Below are 24004 nucleotides of genomic sequence, written 5' to 3'. Positions count from 1 at the left end.
GACGGACGTGGAGTGGTGGTGGGTGGCCGCCGCCGTGCTGCTGGGCGGGGCAGGGGTGGTGGCCGCGGGCTTCCGGCAGGCAACCGACTCGCCGCGGCGGCTGTCGGGGCGCTCGCAGCGCGCGGCGCGCGGTCTTTCCGTGGTGCTGATCGGCGTCGCGGTGTTCTTCGGGCTGCTGGTGGCGGTGGGAAAGTTCCTGCTCACGACGGGGAACGGCGGGCTCTGAGGTCCGCCAGTATCCGCCGCTGGTGCCGGTGGCCGATCGTCTCGTAGCCGACGACGGTGACGAACGGGGCGAGCATCACCACCAGCAGGCACACCGCGACCGGCACCCCGGCCGCGGAGAGCAGTACCGCCGCGCCAAGCACGGCCAGCGTCAGGCAGATCAGCAGCAGGTGGAAGGGGTCCCTGGCGGACAGCAGCAGGGTGTGCAGGACGTAGACGACGAGCAGGTACAGGCCGACGGGCAGCGCCAGCGACAGCACCACGGCGAGTTCGCCGATGTCCGCGTGGTGCTCCAGGGACAGCCCCGCCACGTGCAGCCCGGCGCCGGCGCCCGCGATGCCGGCGAACACCGGGAAGTGCCCGTAGCCGAAGAGGTAACCGCGGGCGCGCCGGTGCACCAGGATGGCGCCGAAGGGGGTGCTGAAGTACACCCACCACATGCCGAAGGTCAGCCCGACGCCGGCGACGACGACGGCCACGGCGTCCGCCGTCCACTGTGTGCCGTGCGGGCCGCCGAGGAGGTCGCCCGAAGTGGCGACGGTGCCCACCACGCCCTCGCCCAGGGTGATGATCGCGAAGAGGCCGTAGCGCTCGGCGACATGGTGCGGGTGCCACGGTGTCCCGCCCGCGCCGCCCTGGGTCAGCACCGGCAGCAGCAGCTCCAGCACCGCGAACACCCCGAATGCGACGAGCACCGGCCCGAACGACAGATGGGTGAACGCCACCACGAGCCAGCCGGCCTGGGCGATGGCGGTCCAGCGGATGTTGCCCATAGCCACGGCGTGGTACTCCGGGGACTCCCGGGCGGCGCGCCACCACTGCGCCACCATCGCGATCCGTATCACGACATACCCGATCACCATCGCCCGGATCTCCAGGTGGTCGCCCTCCTCGACCGAGTGGAACATCGCCGGCAGGCCGAGTGCGAACACGACGACCCCGATCATCTGCACCATCGTCAGCGACCGGTAGAGCCAGTCGTCGGTGGCGAACGCGGACGCGAACCAGCTGTAGTTGATCCACGCGTTGGTGATCGCAAACATCGCCAGCGCGAACGCCACGACCGCCTTCCCGGCGTGGTCCGCGGCGACCATCTCGGCGAAGAACGACGCGGCGGTGCCGATGGCAACCACGAACGTCAGGTCGAACAGCAGCTCCAGCGGCGTGGCGGACCGGCCGCGCTCTTCGGGGTCGCGACCCCGCATCGGCACCCGTCCGTGCGCCACCCGCCTGCCGCCTGCCGCGGTGTGTTCCGAGTCGGTCATGGCTCTAGATGATGCCTGATCAGGCGGCGTCCGCCGAAGGGCTCGCGCGGGCTGCCCGCGGCCCGTACGCCCGCAGTACTACGGACCGCGGTGCACCCGGCCGCGTGCGGCGGGCCCGCCCCGGGAGGCCCGTGACACTCTGCGGGCACCATTGACACCAACCAGAGCCCCGCTAGCCTCGTTTCACGACCGCACGTGACAACGATGTCAGGCGCGTCGGGGGGCGCGTCCACACGCGAAGGGGCAGCATCGATGGGCACCGCCGCACACCTCCGCACCCCTCTCTCCCGCCGCGGGCTGCTGGCAGCCGCGGCCGCCACGTCCGCCGCCGGAGCCGGCGCGCTGGCGCAGGCCGCACCCGCGCGGGCCCTGCCGGGACCGGCCGCGCACCCCGCGGCCTCCGTACACGTGCCCGCCGGGCCGCAGGCGGCGCGCACCATCCGCGCGGAGTTCCTGCACGCCTGGAACGGCTACCGCGCCGCCGCCTGGGGCCACGACGAGGTACGGCCCGTCTCCGGCACGTCGCACGAGTTCTTCGCCGAGGGCCACCCCGTGGGCCTGTCGGTGATCGAGGCGCTGGACACGCTGTACGTGATGGAGCTGGACGACGACCTGACCCAGGCCGCCGACTGGCTGGAGCAGAACCTCGACTTCGACATCGACGCGGACTTCCACGTCTTCGAGGCGATCATCCGCGTCGTCGGCGGGCTGCTCGCCGGCCACCTCGTCACCGGCCGGCAGTCCCTGCTCGACCTGTGCGTGGACTTCACCGACCGGCTGCTGCCCGCGTTCACCAAGTCGCCCACCGGCATGCCGTACACCCGCGCCAACCTGCGCACCAGCGAGGTGCACGGCACCACCCCGCCGCTCGCCGAGATCGGCACGAACATCCTGGAGTTCGGGATGCTCTCGAAGCTCACGGGCGACGGCAGGTACTACGAGGCGGCCAAGCGCGCCTACCGCGCCGTGCTCGACCGGCGCTCCTCGCTCGACCTCCTCGGCACCCGGCTCGACGTCGAGACCGGCCGCTGGACCGACCCCGTGGACCAGGGTCCCAACCCGCCCGTCGACTCCTTCTACGAGTACCTGTGGGGCGCCTGGGAGCTCTTCGGCGACCGGGACTGCCTGCGCTGGTGGCGGCTGCTGAACGGCGCCATGACCGAGCACCTGGTGGAGGAGGTGGACGGCCACGTCTGGTACCGGCAGGCCGACTTCGCCACCGGCGAGACCACCGGGCGCCGCCAGTCCGAGCTGGCGTCGTTCTGGGGCGGCCTGGTCGCCAAGGGCGGCGACCGGCGCCTGGGCGAGGCGTATCACCGCTCGTGGGAGTCGGCCCTGCAGCGCTGGCCGGTGCTGCCCGAGGAGATCGACTACGGCACGATGATCCCGACCTCGCCCGGCAACCAGTTCCGGCCCGAGTACGTCAACGGCGCCTTCGACCTGTACTGGCTGACGAAGGACGACTTCTACCGCCGTACGGCGTGGCAGTACTTCGAGGGCATGATGGCGCACGCCCGCGTTCCCGGCGGCTATACGATCCTGGAGGACGTGACGACCTCGCCGATGCGCCAGGGCGACCTGTTCCCCGCGTACGCCTTCGCGGAGAACTTTAAGTACCTGTACCTGATGTTCGCGCGCACCGACCGCTTCGACGGGCGTGACTACGTGCTGTCGACGGAGGGCAAGATCCTGCGCGGCTTCTCCCGCGGGTGAACTGCCGGTGAGAGCAGCCGGTGAGCTGCCGGGGTCCGCCCTCCCGCGGGCGGGCCCCGGCGCGCCCGGCGGGGCGTCAGGCCGCGTAGCCCTTCGGTGGGATGAGCGTGGCGAGCTGGTCGAAGGAGAGCCAGTAGATCTGGTTGCCGCCGAAGGACGCCGGGTCGGCGATGAGGACGGTGCCCTGGGCGTCGTCGTAGCCGATCACCGTGAAGTAGTGGTAGATCGTCTGGTCCGGCGGATAGCCGGGCGGCTGGTTCCCGGGCGGGGCGACGATGTTCGCGACGACCGGGTAGCCGTTGTCGATGTCGAGTACGACGTCCTGCCACAGCAGGTCGCGCTGCGCCTGCGTGGGCGTGTCGTCCGGCATCTCCTTCGTCTCGTACCAGCCGGTGCCGAGGTTGGCGTTGAGCACACCGGTGACCTGGCTGATGTGGTCCGTCCCGGCCTCGGTGGTGCCGAGTTGGGCGGCGAGGCCGGCCTGGCTCGGCGGGGTGACGCGTGCGGACAGCGCGATGCGGGTCGCGGCGGGGCCGCACCAGTAACCGGTCTCCTGGACCTGGTAGTCGATGTCCAGGGTGCGGGCAGCCGCGGTCCTTTCGCCGTCCACGTGCAGCCGGGTGCCGGGGCGGTTCTGGCCGCTGACCACGGCGGTGCCGGAGGCCGTGCCGTGGTCCAGTACGGAGGCCACGGCCGGCCCCGGGGCCGGCTCGGCGGCGGCCGGGGCGGTGAGCAGGGCGCCGGCGGCGGTGGCCGCGAGGGCGGTGGCGATCGCACCCGGGACGAGTCCCGGGCGGCGGGAGCGGGGAGAGCGTGACGTGCGGGGTATGCGCATCGGGTCTCCTGGAGTGGGGGGTTGTGTGTGTGTGGGGGGGTCCGTACGGGAGTGCCCGCAGGGCGGTGGTGCCCCTACGCGGCCGTGCTGTGCCGTGCTGCGCCTCGCTACGCCTGGCGCAGCCGGGCGATGATGCCGTCGAGGTCCTGGCGGAACATCTCGGGGCGGAAGACGTGGCCGCCGGGCTCCTCGCGCCACTCGTGCGGGATGCCGGCGCCGGCGAGGGCGCCGCGGAACTCCCGCTGGCCGGCGAGGACCTGGGTCTCGTTGGCGGTGTCGAACCAGTTCACCGGGTCCGGGCTGGTGCCGGCCACCAGGAACACCCGCTTGCCGCGGTAGCTGCCGAGCCGCTCCACCGGGTTGTCGGCGCTGACCCGCGCCTCGTCCCACAGCGGCGCGCCGTAGACCGTGCCGCCGGCCAGCTCCACGGCCGCCGACGACAGGTTCGCCCAGTGCACGACGAGCCCGGCGTCCCGGCGCAGGCTCGCCGGGCCGGAGTGCGAGCTGACCGAGGCGAAGTGCCCGTAGTACTTGGCCGCGTACTTCAGCGCGCCGAAGCCGCCCATCGAGAAGCCGCCGACGGCGCGGCCGTCGTACTCAGCGTACGTGCGGAAGTTGGCGTCGATCCACGGCAGCAACTGGGCGATGTGGAACGTCTCCCAGTTGCGCGGCCCGGCGTTGGAGGCGACCGGGTTGGAGTACCAGCCCGCGTGCCCGCCGTCGGGCATCACGACGATGACGGGCTTGCCGGCGGTCAGTGAGCGGATGCCGAGCCGGTCGAACTGGACGAAGTCCGCGTCGGTGCCGCCCCCGTGCAGCAGGTAGAGCACGGGGTAGCGGAGCCCGCTGTCGTGGTAGCCGTCGGGGAGCAGGACGTTGACGCCGGGGTCCCAGCCGATCGCATCGGTCGCGAACCGGTAGTACCACATGCGCGGGTCGGACTCGTTGCGGTCGGTGATCCGCAGGCCGAAGCCGTCGTCCGCGGCGCCTGCCGGGGCAGCCGCGGCGAGGACGCCGGCGCCGCCGGCGGCCAGCGCCGCCGTGAGGCCGCCCGCGGCCTTGAGCACGCGTCGGCGGGTGGGACGGGTCTCGCTCACCATGACCTCCTGGGCCGTGTCGGTACGTGGCACCGGGCCGCGGTCCGCCGGCCCGGGCTCGTGCGCTCCCGTGTCAGGCCACGGATCGTAGGCGGCGGCCCGCCGGGCGGCGGGCGGGGCATTTCCGGCTGGGTCGAAAAGCGCACGGCGCGCACACCCGCGGGTGCCGCGGCGTCCGCCGTCGATCTCGCGTCGTCCGCCCGGAGGGCGGCGGCACGGCGCTCGTGCGGCCCGGTCCGGGCCCGCCCGGTCGTTCCGGCAACGCGGCGGGGGCGCGTGCGCGCAGCCCCCGGCACACGCGGGAGGCCGACGACAGCCTCTAGCCTTACGGGAATGGGCGGCACCCTGCGCATCCACTTCGGCGACCGCGACTTCCGGCACGTGCAGTTGACCGGGACCGCCGACCCCATGTGGGAAGCGATCCTCGGGCTGCACGTGCTGAGCACGCCCCCGTCCCGGCTGCCCGCCCGGCTGCGCCCGTGGCGGCGGCGCGCCGCCGCGCGGCTGCACGGCGGCGAACTGCTCGCCGCCTGCCGGCTGCTGCGCGACCTGGCGCCCGCCGACGCCGCGTACTTCCCCGACTTCCTCACCCCCGTCGAGTCCGAGGAGGGCCTGTCGGCGGCGCTGGAGACGCTGCTCGCCACGCCGGGCCGGCGGCTCGTCCGCGAGCTGCGCGAGGCCGCCCGGCACCGGCCGCTGCCCGCGTGGACCCGGCGGCTCGCGGCGGGGGACCGGGCGCAGCTCGGCCGGATCGCGGACGCCGTACGGCAGTTCCACGCGCGGCTGATCGTGCCGGAGTGGAGCGAGGTGGAGGCGACCATCGCCGCGGACCGCGAGTGGCGGATGGCCGCGCTGGACGGCGGGATGCCGGCGGTGCTGGGCACGCTGCGGCCGTTCCGGTGGCACGAGGGGGTGCTGACCGCGCCGTACCCGGTGGACTACGACCTGAGGCTGCGGGGCCGGGGCGTGCGGCTCATCCCGTCCTTCTTCTGCCACACCGCGCCGATCGCCATCGCCGACCCCGCCCTGCCGCCGGTGGTGGTCTATCCGGTACGCCGCCACCCGGCGGTGCCCGGCCCCGGCCGGCCGCCCGCCGCGCTTACCGCGCTGCTCGGCACGGCCCGCGCCCGGGTGCTCGACGCCCTGGCCGCCACCGCCACCACCGGGTCCGTCGCGGCCCGCCTCGGCATGCCGGCGTCCACCGTCAGCGGCCACCTGACGGTGCTGCGGAGCGCCGGGCTGGTGCACAGCGAGCGGGCGGGCGCGCACGTCGTCCACCGGCTGACCGGCGGCGGCCGGCACCTCCTCGGCCGCTGACCGCGGCCGTACTCACGCGGGACCCACCCGGGACTCACCCGGGTTCGTCGAGGACGTGGAAGCCGGGGGGCGGGTGCATGAGGAAGCCGTGGTGCGAGATGTTCCAGGCGTACGCGCCCGCCAGCGAGAACACCACCAGGTCCCCGGCGCCGAGACCCGCCGCCGCCACCCCCCGCGCCAGCACGTCCTTCGGCGTGCAGAGCTGTCCGGCGACGGTGGCCTCCGTCCCGTGCACCGCCGGCCGCGGCCACGGGTGCGGCCACGGGCGGGGCGCGGGGCGGAGGGTGCAGGGCTGGTCGTGGCCCTTGGCCGCCGGGGTGCGCAGGTGGTGGGTGCCGCCGCGGACCACGGCGAACTCCTCGCCGTGGCTGCGCTTGACGTCCAGCACCTCGGTCGCGTACCAGCCGCAGTACGCGGTCAGCGCCCTCCCCGGCTCGACGCGCAGCGTCAGCCCGGGGTGCGCCGCGGCCAGTTGCGCCAGCCCCGCGCCGTAGCCGGGCCAGTCGAACCGGTCTTCGGGGGCGGCGTAGTCGACGGCCATGCCCCCGCCGACGTTGACCTCCAGACCCCGGGCGCCGAGCCCGGCCCGCGCCGCGAGCCGCAGCGCCGCGGCCACCACCGCCCGTGCCACGCCCAGCAGCCGCGGCGCGTCGAGCCCGCTGGCCAGGTGCGCGTGCACGCCGCGCAGCCGAAGGCGCGGGTACGCGCCCCGGCCGAGCAGCCGCGCGGCCCGATCGGCGTCGGCGGGATCCAGGCCGAACGGGGACGGACGGCCGCCCATCGCCAGCGCGCTGCCCGCCAGCGAGCCGTCGGCGACGGGCAGGTTGACGCGCAGCAGCACGTCCACGCCCGCCTGCGGTGCGTCGCCCGCGGTCTGCTCGCCGAGCAGGGCCAGCTCGTGCAGGCTCTCGACGTGCACGCGGTGCACCCCCGCGGCGCGGGCGGCGGCCAGCTCCGCGGGCGTCTTGCCGGGTGCGCCGAAGGCGAGGCGCCGGCCGGGCACGGCGGCGGCCACGTGGGCGAGTTCGCCGCCCGAGGAGACCTCGTAGCCGTCGACGTGGGGCGCGAGGGCTGCCAGGACCGCCGGTTCGGGGTTGGCCTTGGCGGCGTAGTACAGCTCGACGGACGGCGGCAGGGCGGCGCGTACGGCCGCCGCGTGGGCGCGCAGGGCCGCCAGGTCGTAGAGGTAGGCGGGCAGTTCACCGGGAGTGAGGGAACCGAGGCGGGCCAGCACGGCGGGTGTCGGGGCGGTCAACGGGGGCTCCGGCGGGGCGGGTCGGCAGGTGGGCCGGCGGGCGGATCGGCGGACGGTTCGGTGAGTGGGGCGGCGAGGGGGTTCGGCAGGTGGACGTAGCCGGCCTCGCGGTCGGCGCGGCGGCCCCAGCGGGTCAGCAGGTTCGCCTTGGCGGGCAGCGGCGCCCCGCCGAGCAGGGCGCGCAGCCGGGGCGGGTCGCCGAGGTCGCGGGCGCAGTCCAGCAGCACGGCTCGTACCCGCGCCCACAGCGCCGCCTCAGCCCGCGGGTACAGGTCGGCGAGGGCGGCGAGCATGTCGGCGACGTGGTTGACCAGCAGGCAGTACACCACCCGTTGCCAGCCGCGGGTCGCGTCGTACGTCATCGGCCCCGCCACCTGGGCGGGCAGCGCGGCCAGGGCGTCGGCGTGCCGGTGGGGCAGCAGCTTGGTGCCCTCCAGGTCGCGGAAGACCACCTGCGCCGGCATGCCCTCGGCGTCCAGGCACACCAGCACGTTCTGCAGGTGCGGCTCCAGCACCACGCCGTGGTCGAAGTAGGCGGCGAGGACGGGCGGGAGCAGCAGCCGCAGATAGGCGGACCACCAGTCGAGAGCCGTCTGCGGACGGCGGGCGGGAGGCAGCCGGGAGAGGTGCGCGGGGCTCGTCGGGTACTCGTCCGCGACGGCGCCGGCGAGCAGCGGCGTGACGCCGGGGCGCAGCACGCCGGTCAGCCCGTCGCGGACGATCACCCCGAAGCCTTCGAGCAGCGCCGGGTCCGGGGTGCCCGCCGGTCCGGGGAGCGCCAGGCTGCGGTACGCCGGTTCGCGCAGCAGGGCGGCGGCGGGGTGGCGGGCCGCGAGGGCGTCGAGCACGGGGCGCAGCACCCGGGTCAGGGCGACCGCGCCGCTGAGCTCGTAGCGGGAGTTCTTGCGCACGCAGTTGGTGATGCGCACGTTGAGGCTGAACTTCAGGAACCCGGACCCGGTGTGCACCGTGCGCACGGAGGCGGTCGGGGTGCACGGCGGGCCACCGGTGCCGAGGTCGAGCACGTCGCCGCGGCCGAGGGCGGCGCGCAGCACCGGGTGGCCGGCGAGGAGTTCGTGCTGCCAGGGGTGGACGGGCAGCAGCCGGTAGCCGTCGGGGACCGGGCGGAGCCGGTCGAGCGGGGCGGCGGCGCCGGGCTGCGCGGTCTCCTCTGCGGTCAGGTGGGCGCGTACCGCGAGATGGCGCAGCGGGAAGGCGGCGCCGGCCTCGGGGGCGTAGGCGGACCAGGCCGCCGTGCCGCCGCCGCGGGCCTTGGGCGTGGGGTGGAAGCGGTGGCCGAGGGGGAGCGACTGCTCGGAGTCCAGATACGCGGCGAGCGGCCCGGAGCCGTCCGCGGGCGCGGGCCGTTCGCGTAGGGCGGCCAGCGCCGCCGCCGTACCGCGGCGGCTTTCGGCGACCTGCTCCAGGAACTCCTCGTTGTGCACTCCCGTACGCGCCGACAGCTCGTCCTGCACATGCTCGGCCAGCCGCCGCCAGCCGACCTCGGCCCAGGCGCCGTCGCGCCACTCGGCGACCGGCCCGCGGAAGCGGTGCGCGCCCAGCAGCGAGGTGCGGCGCAGCGCCACGCGCAGCAGCACGCCCCGGCGGGACAGGCGCAGCAGCAGCCGGCCGCCGTCGACGGTGGCCTGCCGCTCGGGTCCGCAGACCTCGCGCAGCAGGCAGTTGAGCAGGGTGTGGGCCACGGCCTCGTCGGCGGTGGGCGGCCGGGCGGGGGAGGGCGTCGCGGGCACGGTGGCGGGTGAGGCGGTGAGGGGCATCAACGGTTCCAGCCGGGGCGGGGGGAGGGGGCGGACGGGTACGGGGCGGTGTCGGGCGGTCGTGCGGGTGCTGCTGCGGTCAGGAGGTAGTTCGGGCCGGTGGTGTAGTGCTTGTTGACGTCGGCCGCCCCCGAGCGCTCCTTGGACAGCAGCGTCCCGGCGGTGACCATCGCCTTCACCGGCAGGTGCCGGGCGTGCAGCACGTGCGCGCGCAGCACTGCGCCCGGTTCGCCCGGGGCGGTGCCGAGCCGGGCGACGGCCTCGGTGAGGCGGTCGCGTACGAGGGTGAGCAGCACCGCGAGCGGGGCGCGGCCGTGCCGGGCGAGCCCGAACGCGTAGGCGCCGGCGCACAGATGGACGGTGATGGTGGCGAAGACGTCGGCCACCGGACCGTCGCCCGCGCACAGCGTGCGGGCGTCGGCGAAGTCGCCGGGGGCCGGCGCGTCCGGCCCGAGCGCGGCGCGCAGCCGGGCGTGGTGGATGCGCGGCCCGTCGTCGTCCTTCAGCAGCAGCCGGACACGCGGCCGGCCGTCGGCGGTGCGCTCGGGCGGGTCGAGGACGAGCGAGACGTTCTGCTGGTGCGACTCCAGAGCGATGCCGTAGCCGAAGAGCGTGGTCTGGTAGTCGAAGAGGAGGGTGAGGAGGTCGTCGAGCAGGGCGAGCGGGTCACCGCCGTGGCAGCGGTCGGCGAGGTGGTCGACGACGAGCCGGCCGCCGGGGGCGGGGGCCAGCAGGGCGGCCAGGGGCACGACCAGGGCGCCGTCGAGCCCGGCGGGCTGGCGGCGGTACAGCGCGGCGAGCAGGTCGTGGCCGGCGTGCGCGTAGGCGGTCTCGTCGGCGTGCAGCACGGTTTCGCGGAAGCGCGGCTCGCGCCGGACGACGGCCTCCAGCAGCCGCTGGACGGTGGCGCCGTCGGCCAGGGTGGCGGGCTTGATGGTGCGCCGGTTGCGCAGGCCCAGGGTGGCGGTGGGCAGCGGGAGCTTCAGGTGCAGCCCGGGGTCGGCGGCCGAGGCCACGGTGCGCATCGACAGCGTCGGCACCACGTCGAGGTACGGATCCGGGGCGAGCCGCGCCCGGCCGGTGAGGCCGGCGGCGGCGAGCGCGCCGTCCAGCGGGCCGCCGGCGGTCAGCGGGTGGACGGGCAGGGCGAGATGGGTGCGGTCCAGCGCGGCCGGCAGGCCCAGGGCCGAGGGGGCGGGCCACGCGGGCGGCGGACCCGGGGCGGCGGCCGGGTCGAGGGCGCCGTGCAGGGTGAGGGCGTCGTACGGCAGGGCGAGCCAGCGCAGGGCGAAGCGGGGGTGGAACTCCGGGGCACAGGCGCGCAGTCCGGCCTCGCCGAGGCCGGCGCGCCCGCGCGCCGCCGGGTAGACGGGGTGGTCGAGGCGGGCGGCGAGCGTGTCGTACGCGAGCGTGCCGGCGTGGCCGGTCCAGCGCGCCGGGTCAGGCCCGTACCGTCCGGTGAGCGCCGCCGCCGTCTCCTCCCAGGTGGCGGCGTGCAGCCGCGCCGTGGCCAGGGCCTGCCGGCACTCCGCGGCGAGGTCGGCGAAGCCGCCGCGGTCCTCGGGCCCGGCATGCCCGGCGAGGGCGGCGAGGATGGCGTCGAGCCGGGTGATCTCCGTTGCCGTCCCGCCGGTCTCGCGGCGCAGCAGCGGCCGGCGGGCACCGTGAAGGCCCTGGAAGCCGTCCGGCGTGACGGGCAGCAGCAGGGCGCCGGACCCGGCGGGTTCCGCGAGGCGCAGCCAGCGCCCGTCCGCCCGGTCACACGCCGTCGTACGGGTGCGCAGCCCCACCACGTCCTCGCGCAGCAGCGCGCTCAGCACGCGCAGCGTCAGCGCTGCCTCCTCGCCGTCCCCGCTGTCCCCGCGGCCCTCGCCGCCCGCGGTGTGCCCGGAGTCCTCGTCGCCCCCGGAGTCCGGCGCGGTCCCGCTCACGGCGTGATCTCCCAGTGCTGCGCGGCCAGGAAGTCCGCCACCACCCGGTCCACCCGCCGCTGGTCCGTGCCGATGCCCCGGGCCACGCCGAGGAAGTCACGGTTGGTGCGGTGCAGTTCGTGCCGTTCGCCCACCGCGCGCAGCGGCCGGTACGTCAGCTCCACCCCGTCCACCGCCAGCTCCGCCGGCCCCGGCGCGGCGGTCAGCGTCCCGGCGGAGCCGGCGCACGGGTACGCCAGCCGCGCTCGTCCGTCCGTACGCGCTCCCAGGTCCGCGGGCAGCGGCTCGCCGAGGTGCGTGCGCAGGACGTGCTCGAAGAGGGGGATGCCCAGCAGCCGGGCGAGCAGCAGGTCGCACTGGTCGCCGATGGCGCGGTAGTTGACCTCCACGAGCCGCGCCCGGCCCGCGCTCACCACGAACTCGGAGTGGCAGGCACCGAACCCGACGCCGAGCGTATCGAGCCGGGCGAGGACCTGGGCCGTGACGGGCCGGGGGTGCGCGGGCACGTAGGACATGCGCTCCTCGACGAAGTACGGGGGAGGCGACAGCTCGGTGCGGAAGCCGCCGAGGAGATGGCGTACGCGGCCGTCGCCCAGCGTCTCCAGCGTGTACAGCTCGCCGTCCAGGAACTCCTCGACCACCAGCGCCTCGCCCGGCCGCCGCGCCCGGATCTCGGCGCATCTGCGCACCAGCTCCGCCGCGTCGGCGGCCAGCACCACGTCCTCGCTGGCGACGCCCTCGCGCGGCTTGACCACGCACGGGTACGGCGCGTCCAGCGCGGCCGGGTCCGCTCCGGCGGGCAGCTCCGCCGCCCACACCGGGTCCGCACCGGCGGCGAGCCGGCGGCGCATCTCCGCCTTGTCCTTGGTGGCGTGGGCGGCCCGCCAGCTCTTGGCGGGCAGGCCGAAGTAGTCGGCGGCGAGCGCGGCCTGCGTCTGCAGGTGGTCGCTGTTGGTGAAGACGGCGTCCGGCCGGTGGTGGGCGGAGATGCGGCCGATCACGGCGCGGAAGTCGCGTACGTCGCAGCCGAGGGTCTCCGGGTCCGGGGCGCGCCGCCGGTGGGCGTCGGGCTGGTCGGTGAGCACGGTGACGTCGAGGCCGAGGCGGTGTGCGGCGGGGAGGAAGCCGTCCGTGACCGAGTCGGTGGGGTTGCGCGCCAGCAGATATAACCGCACGGAATCCTGACCTGACACCTTCCTGGACGCATCCGCCGACCGGCAGTTGAGGTAAGGCTTACCTTAGCCTGCCGATCACCCGTCGGTGCACGAGGCGCGAAATCCGGCCGCGCCCCTGCCCCGGCACCGTGCGGCCGTACGGTGCCGGCCGGAGTTCACGTACCGAAACGGGCTTGAGTCCGCGGCGGGGCCGGACGACACTGCGGGAGGAGCCGTGCCGCGACACGGTTCCCCCGCCATGCCCGCACGGCCGTCGCCCCGGCGCTGACGAGTCACCGAAGCGAAAGAGAGCCCCGATGGCCACCGCCTCGCGCCGCCGGCGCCTGTCGCTGTCCCTGATGTTCCTCATACCCGGGCTGGCGCTCTCATCGTGGGTGACGCGCACCCCGGACGTACGCGACGAACTGGGGGCGTCCACGGCCGAGATGGGCCTGATCCTCTTCGGCCTGTCCGTGGGCTCCACGATCGGCATCGTCAGCTCCGGGGCGCTGGTGTCCCGGATGGGCGCCCGCCCGGTGATCGGCGGCGGCACGGTGCTGATCGCGCTCGGGGTCGCGGGGGTCGGCACGGGGGCGCTCGCCTCGTCGGCGGCCCTCGTCACCGCCGGGCTGTTCGTGTTCGGCCTCGGCGGCGGCTCGGGCGAGGTCGCGCTGAACGTGGAGGGGGCGGAGGTCGAGCGGCTCCTCGGGCGGTCCGTGATGACGACGCTGCACGGGTTCTTCAGCCTCGGCACGGTGCTCGGCGCGAGCCTCGGCATGCTGGCCACGGCCGCCGGCTTCCCCGTGCGGTGGCACCTGCTCATCATGTCCGGCGTCGCGCTCACCCTCTTCCTTGCCTCCTTCGGCGCGATCCCGGGCGGTGTCGGCAAGCGGTCGGCCGGGGCTGCGGACGTGAACGGGGACGGCGCGGACGACGGGGGCGACGGGGCGCGGACCGGACGGCCGCTGTGGCGGGACACCCGGCTGCTGCTGATCGGCGCGGTCGTCCTGGCCATGGCGCTCGCGGAGGGTGCGGCGACCGACTGGCTGCCGCTGCTGATGGTCGACGGGCACGATCTGGACGCGGCGCTGGGCTCGCTGGTGTACGTGGGCTTCGCCACCGCGATGACCGTCGGGCGCTTCTGCGGCGGCTTCTTCATCGACCGCTTCGGGCGCTACCTCGTGATCAGGACCAGCGCGGTCTCCGCGGCGCTCGGGCTGGTCGTGGTGATCTTCGTCGACCACCCGGTGGCCGCCGGCGCCGCCGTCCTCCTGTGGGGACTGGGCGCCTCGCTGGGCTTCCCCGTCGCCATCTCGGCCGCCGGCGACTCCGGTCCGAACGCCACCGCCCGGGTGAGCCTGGTGGCGATGATCGCGTACGGGGCCTTCCTGGTCGGTCCGCCAGGACTCGGCTTCCTGGGCGACCACTTCGGGCTGCGCTCCGCGATGATCGCCGTCCTCGCACTGGTCGCCACGGCGATCTTCCTTGCGCCCGCGGTCGGCGAGCACCGCCGCGCGGTGGCGGACGTCAGGAACGAGCCGAAGCCGGCCCCCGGCCCCGCCCGGCCGCCGGTGGACGAGGCCGCGAGCGCCGACCGCGACCGCTGAGACTCCGCTGCGGCGGGAAGGCGGGAAGGCGGGAAGGCGGGAAAGCGAGGGGGCGTTCAGCGGTCGCCGAGCAGCCGCAGCAGCCGGGCGGCAGGCAGGGCGTGGCGGGTGCGCCCCCGCGGGCCCGTCGTCGTGGTGGCGGCGAGCAGAGAGTTGAGCACCGCCTCTTCCACGGCGTCCATGACCCCCTCGAAGACCGGGTCGAGGTCGGCGTCAGCCGGCGGCCGGCCACCGGGGTGTACGCCGAAGGCGATCGCGTAGTCCCCGCTGCCGTGCCCGTACGACGCGCCCGTCCGGGCCAGCGCGAAGACCGCGCGCCGCGCCACCCGGGTCAGTTGCCGGGCGTCCAGCGGTGCGTCGGTGGCCGCGACGACCATGCACGAGCCGGCCTCCGGCGCGGCCCCGGGGCCGGGGACGCCGACGTCGGCGGGGGAGACGGTACGGCCGAGTACACGCAGCGTGCCGCCGAAGTTCGCCTGGACGAGCACCCCGACGCACGCGCGGCGCCCGCCGACCGCCACCAGCCGCGACGCCGTGCCCACGCCCGCCTTGAAGCCCAGCGCCGCCACCCCGGTGCCCGCGCCCACGCATCCCTCCGCGACCGGCCCGCCGGCCGCCCCGTCGAGCGCGGCGCGCACGTGCTCCGCCCGTACGGGCCGGGCGCGGATGTCCGACAGCACGCCGTCGTTGCACTCGCCCACCACCGGGTTGAGGCTCGTCACCTCCCCGCACGCGGGCCGCGCCAGCATCCAGCCGACGAGCGCGTCGGCCGCCCGGAACGCCGACAGCGTCGAGGTCAGCAGCACCGGCGTCTCCAGCGCGCCCAGCTCGGCGAGCTGCGTGCTTCCGATCAGCTTGCCGTACCCGTTGCCGGCGAACACCCCGGCGGGCAGCGGCGCCCCCGGATGCACGTCCCCGGGCACGATCGCCGTGACGCCGCTGTGCAGCAGCGGCGGTTCGCGCAGCGTCACGTGCCCCACGCGCACGCCCGGCACGTCGGTGAGCGCACCGTACGGTCCGGACGTGAGCCGGCCGGGCGCCAGCCCCAGGTCCCGGGCGCGGCGCCCGGCCGGCTCGGCGAGTTCGTCCATGAAGCCGCAGGCTACCCGGGCGCCGGCGCCCCGGGCCGGCACGCGGGTCCGGGTGCCTCTCCCGCGACCGGATGGGTCAAGTGACGGTAAAATTTACGGCGATTGGTCCAGTCCTTTACGGCGGCCGGAGCGTGGGGGACTCGTCCGGTCGTCCGGATTGGTACGGTCCAATGCCCCCACCCGTCGCGTTGACATGTCCGCGCCCCGGGGCTCTCTTAGAGGTCTGTACCGCACGATTCGCGTCCGACCACCCGAGCACGTGGACGCCCCGGCGTGCGCGGGTGGACGCCGTCTTCCCCGCAAGGAGAGCCGTGTCCGTGCAGAGAGCCGCACCCTTACGCCTCAGATCGTTCCCCGCCTCCCGGCGCCTGCTCGCCGTCCTCGCCGTGCTGGCGCTGGCGCTCGCCGGCCTCACCGCGCTCGCCCCGGCCGCGCGCGCCGAGGCCGGGCTGACCGCGACGTTGACCAGCTCCGGCAGCGGCTCGTCGTGGACGGGCAAGTTCGTGGTCGCCAACGCCGGCACCGCCGGCACCCGCGGCTACGACGACCTGACCGCCATGGTGCCGAACATGACCGTGCACCACGACACCCAGTCGGTGGCCACCTACGGGTACACCGGCGAGAACGGGCAGTGGTGGTCCTTCGACGACACCTGGTCGATCGACCAGAAGACCGCGTACATCAGAGAGAAGGGGCTCCTCGGCGGGATGGTCTGGGAGATGTCCGGAGACCTGTCGAACGGCACCCTGTTCAACGCGCTGGACCGCGGACTCCCGTAAGTCAGGGAGGGGCCGTACGGTGACGCCACCGGCCGTACGGAACGGGCCCGGCCGCGGCCTTGCGGCCGGGCCCGACCGCCGGTGCCCGCGGCGCGCCGTCCGGGCGCCGCGGACACCGGCGCGTCCCGTGCCCGCGGCGCCCGGGGCGCGCGGTGGTTCCGGCGGGTGCGGCGAGGCCGGCGGCGCTGGTGTTCCCCGCTGTGCTCCCCGCGGTGTTCCCCGTGCCCGGGGCGTCAGCGCGCGAGCAGCGCGCAGTGCCGGCAGGCGCGGGCGGAGGCCGCGAGCCGGGTGTGCGCGACGAGCGTGACCGCGCCGGCGAGCGCGCCCGCAGGCCAGTCCCGCGCGAGCACCGCCCCGGCGGTCAGGGTGAACGCGCTGACCGCGAGCGCCACGGCCGCGGTGGTGCCGGTCCAGGCCACCAGCAGCGGCAGCCGCCGCGGGGCGGCGGTCCGCCGGGAGAGGGCCCCGGTGGCCGCCAGCGACCCGGCGGCGAGCAGCGCGGCCAGCGCGGCGATCCCCCCGAGGTTGGCGGCGAGCACCTGCACGGCCGCGGGCAGCCGCCCGCCGGCGTCCCCGGCGGTGGCGCCGACCACGTACCAGCAGGCCAGGAGGACCGGAACGGTGAGCGCGACGATCCGGGCGGTCTGCCGGGCCTGGACGACGGTCAGTTCGCGCTGGAAAGCGGGGCCGACGGCCGCCACGGTGCCGAACTCGCGCACCGCGCGGGCCGCCGCGGCAGCGCGGGACGGCGTGCCGGCCTCGGCATGCGCGGCGGCGGCGTCGGCGAGCCCGTCGCGAACCTCCGCCAGCATCCGGGACTTGACTCGGGCGGGACCGTGGAGCGCCGCGTCCAGAGCGGCGAGGTGGTCCTCGATGGCGTCGCGTCCCGGGCCGCCGGGAGGCATGCCGTCTCCGTGGCCCCCGCCGGCGGTGCCGGGGCGCGCCCCGCCGGGTCCGCCGGCCCTCACGTCGCCGGCCTCGGCGCCGGGCCCGGGTCCAGGACCGAGCTGATCGCGCTGGTGAACTCCCGCCAGGCGGTGCGCTCGTCGGCCAGCGCGCGGCGGCCCGCGTCTGTCAGCTCGTAGCAGCGCCGCCGCCGCTCGCCCACCGACTCCCACGCGCTGCGCAGCAGGCCCGTGCGCTCCAGCCGGTTCAGTGCCGGATAGACCGTGCCCGTACGCAGCTCCAGCGCGCCCGCGCTGCGCTGCTGCACGGCGGTGATGATCGCGTAGCCGTGCAGCGGGCCGCCTTCGAGGGCGGCGAGCAGCAGTCCGTCCAAGTGTCCGCGTACCGGATCGCCTCTCATGAACGCCCACCCTACCTCCTCTTGTTGGTGTGCTATGTATTGGTAGCCAACATATATTGACCCCAGGGAGGGTGCGATGGCGAAGTTCCTGCTGTCCGTACACGTGCTCGCGGCGATCCTGGCCGTCGGGCCGATCGCCGTGGCGGCCTCGGTGTTCCCGCGCATCGCGCGCCAGCAGGCCGCCGCCGACCCCGTGCACCGCGGCGGGACCGCCGCGTTCCTGCACCGCGTCTGCCGCGCGTACGCCGTGGTGGGCCTCGCCGTCCCCGTCTTCGGGGCGGCCACCGGCGCGCAGCTCGGAGTGCTGACCGACGCCTGGCTGCTCGCCTCGATCGTGCTGACGGCAGGCGCCGCGGGCCTGCTCGCGCTCGCGATCCTGCCGGGCCAGCAGCGCCTCCTTGCCCGGGCGGGCGGGGACGCCCCCGCGGTGGAGGGCGACGGGCTGCGCCCGGAGGCGAGCCGGCTGGCCATGCTCACCGGGGTCTTCAACCTGCTGTGGGCGGTCGTCGTCGTGCTGATGATCGTCCGCCCCGGCTCCACCACGGGGGTGTGAGCCGTGCGCCCGCTGCGGATCGCCGCCGCCGTCGAACTGGCCACGCTCGCGGCCTTGCTGGTCAACCTCCTCACCGTGCGCACCGACGCTGTCGGCACCCTCTGCGGGCCCGTGCACGGCACCGCCTACCTCGCGGTCATCGTCCTCACCTGGGCGACGACCCCGCCGCACACCATCCCCGGCACCCGCCCGCTTTCCGTCGTCCCGGGCGTCGGCGGCCTGCTGGTGCTGCGCCGGCTGCGCCGACTGCGCAGCGGCGTACGGCGTCCCGGCTGACACCGGATCCCGGGCAGTGGAGACGCGCTCGCCCTGGGGAACCCGGGCCGGACTGGATCCCGGCGGAGTGCGGCGCCCGGCGCCGTCGCCGCGGCAGAGCCCGCCGCCCGCGGGCCCACGTGTGCCGTCCGCCACCCCGGCCGCCCTAGAGTGCCCGGAAGATCCCGTCCGCGTCCGGGAAGGGGGTGACACCATGGCCGAGATCGTCCGGGGACTGCAGGAGCGGGCCGCGCGTGCGCTGCCCGCGGAGCTGGTGGAGCACGCGGACGGCTGGTGGCTGCGGCACGGCTCCGGCAGCTCGTGGTGGGTGGCCTCGGTGCTGCCGCACGGGCCCGCCGGGCCGGCGGAGCTGGCACGCCGGGTGGCCCGCGCCGAGGAGTTCTATGCCCGGCACGGGGGCGCGGCGCGGTTCCAGATCACCCCGGCCGCCTGCCCCGCCGGGCTCGACGGCCTGCTCGCCCGGCGCGGCTACCGCCGCGCGCACCCGGTGTCCCTGCAGGCCGCCGCGGTCGCCGAGGTGCCGGGGCAGCAGGCCGGAGGCCGGCTGCGGGCACGTGTCGAAGAACGCCCCGGCGACGCCTGGTCACAGGTCTGGCACGCCGTCCACGGCGGCGGCGCCGACCCCGCCGCGGCGTGGGGACTGCTCGACCGGGTCGCCGGCCCGTCCGCGTACGCACGCGTCCTGGACGGCGGCGAGACGGTGGCCGTGGGCCGTGCCGTCGCCGACACCGGCTGGGCCGGCGTCTTCGCCATGGCCACGCTGCCCGCGGCGCGGGGCAGGGGCGCCGGCGGGCGGGTGCTCGGCGCCCTGGCGGGCTGGGCCCGGGGGCAGGGTGCGGCGCACCTGTACCTTCAGGTGGAGCACGGCAACCCGGCGGCGCGGCGGCTGTACGCGCGCGCCGGCTTCCGCGAGCTGTGCACGTACCACTACCGCACCGCCGGCGCACAGCCCTGATCCGGCCGTGTGGCGACTCGCCCGGCGGGCACCCCATCGCCTGACAGCGGACGGGAGGGCACTGGACAATGGGGCCGGTGTTGTCAGGTGTGTCGACGAAGGAGCCGGCGATGAGCAGCAGTGAGAGTGACGGAGCAGGCCAGGGCAACACGGAGTACGGCAGGAAGCGCTTCAAGCGCTCCCGCAGCCACTTCGCCGACCGGATCACCGCGGCCGGCGAGGACGGCTGGCCCGTCGAGGCCGGGCGCTACCGGCTCGTGGTCAACCGCGCCTGCCCCTGGGCCAACCGCACGCTGATCTCGCGCCGGCTGCTCGGCCTGGAGCCCGCGATCTCCGTCGGCTACACCGACCCGATCCAGGACGACCGGAGCTGGCGCTTCACGCTCGACCCCGACGGCCGCGACCCGGTGCTGGGCATCCGTTTCCTCAGCGAGGCGTACGACGCGCGCGAGACCGGCTACCCGGGCGGCGTCAGCGTGCCCGCGATCGTCGACGTGCCCAGCGGCAAGCTCGTCACCAACGACTTCCAGCAGATCACCCTGGACTTCGCCACCGAGTGGACCGCCCTGCACCGCGACGGCGCGCCCGACCTGTACCCCGAGGCGCTGCGCGACGAGATCGACGAGGTGATCGACGGCGTCTACCGGAACGTCAACAACGGCGTCTACCGGGCCGGCTTCGCCACCACCCAGGGCGAGTACGAGACCGCGTACCACGACGTGTTCCGGCAACTGGACGAGCTGTCCGCCCGGCTGTCCGGCCGCCGCTACCTGGTGGGCGAGACCATCACCGAGGCCGACATCCGGCTGTTCACCACCCTGGTGCGCTTCGACCCCGTCTACCACGGCCACTTCAAGTGCAACCGCAACAAGATCGCGGAGGACCGGGTGCTGTGGGCGTACGCCCGCGACCTGTACCAGACGCCGGGCTTCGGCGACACGGTCGACTTCGACCACATCAAGCGCCACTACTACGAGGTCCACACGGGCATCAACCCCACCGGCGTCGTCCCCGCCGGGCCCGACCTGTCCGGCTGGCTGACGCCCCACCACCGCGAGCAGTTGGGCGGGTACCCCTTCGGCGACGGCACCGCGCCGGCCCCGCCGCCCGAGGCGGACCGCGTCCCCGTCACCGGCCGCCCCTGACCCGTGACGCCTTACCCCTGACCCTGACTCCGGCGCCCGGCCGGCACGCCCCGGCCGGGCGGCCGTCTGCCGGTCATCTTCCCGCCCGCGAAATGCCGTTGGCGGTACGGGGCCGCCTCCGCCATCCTGGGGCGGATGAGATTCCGGCTGGCAGACGGCGTGGTCACCACGGGACGGGCGGCGTGGGCGGCCCGCTCCGGCGCGCCCGTACGCCTCGCGGAGCAGACCGACGCCCCCGCGGGCGCACCCGTGGCGCTGGGCCCGCCGGAGGCGGGCCGGGAGCGGGCCGAAGCCGCCGTCGCCGAGCTGGAGCGGCTCGTCGCGGCCGGCGGCCCGGTCGCCGCGGGCGCGGGCGTCGACCTCGGCGGCGGCTTCCGCTCCGCGCGGCTCGCGGGCGCCCGCGGCGGGAAGCGCGACGCGGTCCTCGCCGCGCTGCGCGCGCTGGGTCCCGCGGACGCGGGGCGCCTCGGCGACCGGGCCGGGACCATGGTGGCGCTCTTCGGCCCCGCCGCGACCAAGCGCGTCGGCGCCGCCGCCGCGCGGGCCGTGGCCGAGGGGCGCTGGGCCGCCGTCCGGCTCGCGTCGGCCGCCAGCGACGTGCTGGGCCCCGAGCAGACCGAGCAGATCCTCTCCCTGCAGGCGCCCGACGGCATCGACCCCGTCGACGGCGCCGCCCCCTCCGTGCTCGCGGAGCACCTGACACGCGTGCTCGCGCCGCTGCCCCGCCCCCGCCGCCCGGCGCTGCTGACCGACCTGTGGGACCAGGTGCTCGACGGCCACGCCCGGCGGGCGCGCCGCGAGCGGCTGCTCGGTACCCAGGCCCGGCAGGACCGGGTGGCCGAGCTGCGCGCCCGGCGCGCCGGGCTCGAAGAGGAGCTGGTGCGCCACCGGTTGTCGTACGACGTGAAGGCCGACGGGATGCCGCTGCTGGCGGCGGCCCGGTGGACGCCGCCCGACGACTACTGGCACGGCGTGCTGAACCGGATCGTCCAGGACGCCCAGGCCGCCACCGTGCTGCTGCGCACCGCCGTCGCCGTCACCGACCACGGCCCGGCCGTCGGACTCGCCCACATGGAGCCGCAGTTGGCCGCCGCCGTCGCGGCCACCGGCGACGCCGCCGCGGCCCGTGCCGCCCGCCGCGTCCCGGGCCTGACCGGCCTGCCCGCCCGCCCCGCGAGTCACGCCCGGGAGCTGCACCGGCAGGTGGCCAAGCACGGCCCCGCGAAGGTCCCGTACGACACTCAGGTGCGCCCGCGCCTGGCCCGCGCCCGCGACTACGCGCAGGTCGTCATCGCGGAGCTCGACGGGCTGCTGGAGTGGGAACTGCCCGTCCCCGAAGGCGTGCTGCACGCGTGGGCGGCGGGCGGCCTGGAGGTATGGCGGCGCCACACCGGCTACACCCCCGTCCGCCCGCCGGAGGAGTGGTCCGAGAACCCGCCGTGGGTGCGCAACCGCTTCGGCACCGCCGACACCCTCGCCGACCGGCTGCGCGACCGGCGCGAGAAGGGCGGACCGGCCGCGCCGCGCGACGTCGAGGTGCTGGGCGACCTGCTCTGGTACGCCGATCTGGCCGACGCGCTCGCGCAGGTGCACGGGCACGAGGCCGCCGCCGTCTCCCCTGACGGCGGCCCCCTCGGTCTTGACTGCGATCCGCCGGTGACCGCCGAGCCGCTGGTGCCGCGGCTGGACTCGGTGAGCCTCGCCGTCTCCGGGGCCGCGCAGCTCGTCGCCCTCGGCGGCACGCCGGGCAGGGGCGCCAGGACCTGGGCGGGGCTGGTCGACAGCCTGCGCGCGGACGTCGACGTCGCCGAGGCGCTGAGCGGGGAGTTCCCCGTACCGCCGCCGCTGGCCGCGGTCGACGCCGTGCTCGTCCCCGGCACCCGCGCCCGCTTCCGGCTGGCCCGCAGCGCCCGCACGCTCGCCGAGTGGGCCGACTACATGGGCAACTGCATCGCCACCCCGCACTACGCCGACGCCGCGCTGAAGGGCCGCAGCGCCCTGGCCGCCCTCCACGACGACAAAGGGCACATCCTCCTCAACGCCGAGCTGCGCCCGGCCCGGCCCGCCGAACGCGGCTGGCTGATCGGCGAGATCGCCGGCCGCTTCAAACCCCCGACCAGAGGCTGGAGGAGCCGTTCCGCCGCTGGGTCGCCACCCTGCCCGGCACCGAGCCGCCCGAGCCCGTTGCCGCGCCGGCCGACGAGGCACCGGCCGGGCAGGCGACCCGACGGCGGCGGGCGGCGCCGCGGCTCGTGCAGGCCGCGGGACCGGAGCTGGCCCGGCTCGCGGAGCGGGCCTGGGCGGAGCAGGTCACCGGCCGGACGGCCGCGGTCTACGCGGCGCTGGCCGCCACCGTCCCCGACGCCCCGGCCGGGGCGGCCGCACGGGCGGGCGGCTCCGCAGGGCGACGTGGCGCGGACGGCGCCGTGCACGGCACCGGCACCCCGAGCGCCGCCCACGTCGGCCCCGACCCCGGCGCCGTGGCCGTGCCCGCCCTGACCCGGCTGCGCCGCCTCGGCCCCGCGTCGCTGGCCCACGCCTGCCGCCGCGTCCTGGACGACGGCAGCGTGAACCCCGCGGAGCTGTGGGCCGCCACCGGCGTACGCCCGCTGACCGCCGCGGTGGCGGCGCTGGACCCGGCGCCGCGCGGGCGTTTCGATCAGCTCGGACTCCTCGACGGCGCGGGGCCGCTGCCCAAGACCCTGCGCGGGCTGGTCCGGCGCCCCGCGATGGCGCCCGCGTACGCGATCGGGGTCGTGGGCCTGCGCGTCCGGGCGGCGCTCGGGCACCTGCTGTACGAGGACGACGCCGCCCTCGCCCGCGCGGTCTCCCGGCGCCCGCAGGCCGGGCTGCTGTGCGCGGCGGCCGTCGCCGTCACCTGCCGCGCTCCGGCGATACCCCTGGCCGCCGTCGCCGAGCCGCGCGCGGTGACCGTGCCGGGCTTCCCGGCGACCGGCCTCGACGACCCCGAAGGTCCCTGGCAGCGCGCCTTCCCCGCGGCCCGCGAACTGGGCGCGGACACCGAGGCGTTCTGGGACCGGGCCGCGGCCGACGGGCTGCGGCTCCCCGCCGCCTGGCTCGGCTCCGCCGACTGGCCCGCCCTGTGGGCCCGCGCCCACCGCTGACGCCACCCGCCCCGACGGGACACCGGCCCCGCGCCGCGGGCCCGGGAGGCGCTCAGGAAGCGATGAACCCCACGTGCGCGAGCGCCTGCTTGAGCAGGTGGCCCTGGCCGCCGGTCATCTCCTGCTGGACCACCGGCGACGCCGCCTCCTGCGGCGTGAACCAGACGAAGTCCAGCGCGTCCTGCCGTGGCCGGCAGTCGCCCGCCACCGGCACGATGTACGCCAGCGACACCGCGTGCTGCCGCGGGTCGTGGTACGGCGTGATGCCCTGCGTCGGGAAGTACTCGGCGATCGTGAAGGGCTGCGGCGACGACGGCACCCGCGGCAGTGCCACCGGCCCGAGGTCCTTCTCCAGATGCCGCAGCAGCGCGTCCCTGACCCGCTCGTGGTGCAGCACCCGGCCGGAGACCAGCGCCCTGCTCACCGCACCGTCCGGGCCGATCCGCCACAGCAGGCCGACGTGCGTGACCTCGCCCCGGTCGTCGACGCGGACGGGCACCGCGTCGACGTAGAGGACCGGCATCCGTGCGCGCGCCGACTCCAGCTCCTCGGGAGCCAGCCAGCCGGGTGTGGTTTCGGTCAAGTCAGCCATTGGCC

21 protein-coding genes and 1 pseudogene are annotated in these 24004 nt (G+C 76.1%); 11 read left to right on the top strand and 11 right to left on the bottom strand.

Translation table 11 applies throughout. The features are described from left to right. Window positions 1-7: 7 nt before the first annotated feature. Window positions 8-226, top strand: coding sequence for a hypothetical protein (locus B124_RS12415; RefSeq protein WP_496502826.1), 219 nt, complete (start codon window positions 8-10; stop codon window positions 224-226). On the opposite strand, the gene B124_RS12410 is transcribed toward B124_RS12415, so the two are convergent. Then, a complete protein-coding gene (locus B124_RS12410; protein ID WP_496502825.1) occupies window positions 201-1490 on the bottom strand; it encodes a low temperature requirement protein A in 1290 nt (429 codons plus the stop codon). The two genes, B124_RS12415 and B124_RS12410, sit on opposite strands and share 26 nt — an antisense overlap. Before the next feature lie 252 nt (window positions 1491-1742). Here B124_RS12410 and B124_RS12405 point away from each other — a divergent pair, with 252 nt between their 5' ends. Continuing rightward, window positions 1743-3203, top strand: a complete 1461-nt coding sequence (locus B124_RS12405) for a glycoside hydrolase family 47 protein (protein WP_496502824.1) — start codon at window positions 1743-1745, stop codon at window positions 3201-3203. A gap of 76 nt (window positions 3204-3279) precedes the next feature. On the opposite strand, the gene B124_RS12400 is transcribed toward B124_RS12405, so the two are convergent. Next, window positions 3280-4038, bottom strand: coding sequence for a C39 family peptidase (locus B124_RS12400; RefSeq protein WP_496502823.1), 759 nt, complete (start codon window positions 4036-4038; stop codon window positions 3280-3282). 107 nt (window positions 4039-4145) lie between these two features. Continuing rightward, on the bottom strand, window positions 4146-5138 hold the full coding sequence (locus tag B124_RS12395; protein ID WP_496502822.1) for an alpha/beta hydrolase: 993 nt from the start codon (window positions 5136-5138) through the stop codon (window positions 4146-4148). A gap of 330 nt (window positions 5139-5468) precedes the next feature. Between B124_RS12395 and B124_RS12390 the strand changes: the two genes are divergently transcribed. Further along, complete coding sequence (locus B124_RS12390; protein WP_496502821.1) at window positions 5469-6452, top strand: ArsR/SmtB family transcription factor; 984 nt, start codon at window positions 5469-5471, stop codon at window positions 6450-6452. A gap of 34 nt (window positions 6453-6486) precedes the next feature. On the opposite strand, the gene B124_RS12385 is transcribed toward B124_RS12390, so the two are convergent. From B124_RS12385 to B124_RS12370, 4 genes are read right to left on the bottom strand one after another with little or no spacing between them, the layout of a single operon-like run. Then, window positions 6487-7707 carry a type III PLP-dependent enzyme domain-containing protein gene (locus B124_RS12385; RefSeq protein ID WP_496502820.1) on the bottom strand — a complete coding sequence of 407 codons (1221 nt, stop codon included), beginning with the start codon at window positions 7705-7707 and terminating at the stop codon, window positions 6487-6489. Then, window positions 7704-9485, bottom strand: a complete 1782-nt coding sequence (locus tag B124_RS12380) for an IucA/IucC family protein (RefSeq protein ID WP_496502819.1) — start codon at window positions 9483-9485, stop codon at window positions 7704-7706. Before B124_RS12380 ends, B124_RS12385 begins: the two co-directional genes overlap by 4 nt. Further along, window positions 9485-11416, bottom strand: coding sequence for an IucA/IucC family protein (locus B124_RS12375; RefSeq protein ID WP_496502818.1), 1932 nt, complete (start codon window positions 11414-11416; stop codon window positions 9485-9487). The genes B124_RS12380 and B124_RS12375 overlap by 1 nt, the downstream gene beginning before the upstream one ends. Beyond that, entirely contained in the window at window positions 11413-12591 is a 1179-nt protein-coding gene (locus B124_RS12370) for an ATP-grasp domain-containing protein (protein ID WP_496502817.1), read from the bottom strand. Before B124_RS12370 ends, B124_RS12375 begins: the two co-directional genes overlap by 4 nt. Before the next feature lie 296 nt (window positions 12592-12887). On the opposite strand from B124_RS12370, the gene B124_RS12365 reads away from it, so the two are divergent. Next, entirely contained in the window at window positions 12888-14177 is a 1290-nt protein-coding gene (locus tag B124_RS12365; RefSeq protein ID WP_496502816.1) for an MFS transporter, read from the top strand. A 56-nt stretch (window positions 14178-14233) separates the two neighbouring features. On the opposite strand, the gene B124_RS12360 is transcribed toward B124_RS12365, so the two are convergent. Continuing rightward, window positions 14234-15268, bottom strand: coding sequence for a P1 family peptidase (locus tag B124_RS12360; protein WP_496502815.1), 1035 nt, complete (start codon window positions 15266-15268; stop codon window positions 14234-14236). A 524-nt stretch (window positions 15269-15792) separates the two neighbouring features. Here B124_RS12360 and B124_RS12355 point away from each other — a divergent pair. Next, window positions 15793-16047 (top strand): annotated as a pseudogene (locus B124_RS12355) (glycosyl hydrolase family 18 protein); the annotation flags it as partial. Window positions 16048-16280: 233 nt separating this feature from the next. Here the strand turns inward: B124_RS12355 and B124_RS12350 are convergent. Then, a complete protein-coding gene (locus tag B124_RS12350; protein WP_496502814.1) occupies window positions 16281-16952 on the bottom strand; it encodes a permease prefix domain 1-containing protein in 672 nt (223 codons plus the stop codon). 59 nt (window positions 16953-17011) lie between these two features. Further along, entirely contained in the window at window positions 17012-17353 is a 342-nt protein-coding gene (locus tag B124_RS12345; RefSeq protein WP_496502813.1) for a PadR family transcriptional regulator, read from the bottom strand. Between the two features lie 76 nt (window positions 17354-17429). Between B124_RS12345 and B124_RS12340 the strand changes: the two genes are divergently transcribed. The 6 genes from B124_RS12340 to B124_RS12315 all read left to right on the top strand — a co-directional run bounded on the left by B124_RS12340 (window position 17430) and on the right by B124_RS12315 (window position 23407). Further along, complete coding sequence (locus tag B124_RS12340) at window positions 17430-17906, top strand: hypothetical protein (RefSeq protein WP_496502812.1); 477 nt, start codon at window positions 17430-17432, stop codon at window positions 17904-17906. A gap of 3 nt (window positions 17907-17909) precedes the next feature. Next, window positions 17910-18182 (top strand): hypothetical protein, encoded by a 273-nt coding sequence (locus tag B124_RS12335; RefSeq protein ID WP_496502811.1) that lies wholly within the window; start codon window positions 17910-17912, stop codon window positions 18180-18182. Window positions 18183-18375: 193 nt separating this feature from the next. Continuing rightward, entirely contained in the window at window positions 18376-19137 is a 762-nt protein-coding gene (locus B124_RS12330; RefSeq protein ID WP_496502810.1) for a GNAT family N-acetyltransferase, read from the top strand. A 110-nt stretch (window positions 19138-19247) separates the two neighbouring features. Beyond that, window positions 19248-20282 (top strand): glutathione S-transferase family protein, encoded by a 1035-nt coding sequence (locus B124_RS12325; RefSeq protein ID WP_496502809.1) that lies wholly within the window; start codon window positions 19248-19250, stop codon window positions 20280-20282. Window positions 20283-20417: 135 nt separating this feature from the next. Continuing rightward, window positions 20418-22781, top strand: coding sequence for a hypothetical protein (locus B124_RS12320; RefSeq protein ID WP_496502808.1), 2364 nt, complete (start codon window positions 20418-20420; stop codon window positions 22779-22781). Next, a complete protein-coding gene (locus B124_RS12315; RefSeq protein WP_496502807.1) occupies window positions 22709-23407 on the top strand; it encodes a hypothetical protein in 699 nt (232 codons plus the stop codon). The genes B124_RS12320 and B124_RS12315 overlap by 73 nt, the downstream gene beginning before the upstream one ends. A gap of 52 nt (window positions 23408-23459) precedes the next feature. Here the strand turns inward: B124_RS12315 and B124_RS12310 are convergent, their stop codons facing one another. Beyond that, the gene (locus B124_RS12310) at window positions 23460-23999 is read right to left on the bottom strand and encodes an NUDIX hydrolase family protein (protein ID WP_496502806.1); all 540 of its coding nucleotides are present in this window, start codon (window positions 23997-23999) and stop codon (window positions 23460-23462) included. Window positions 24000-24004: the final 5 nt, after the last annotated feature.

The organism is Streptomyces sp. CNP082, assembly GCF_059570535.1.
Note: the sequence above shows the minus strand (reverse complement) of the source record. Positions and strands in the feature narration are given on the sequence as shown.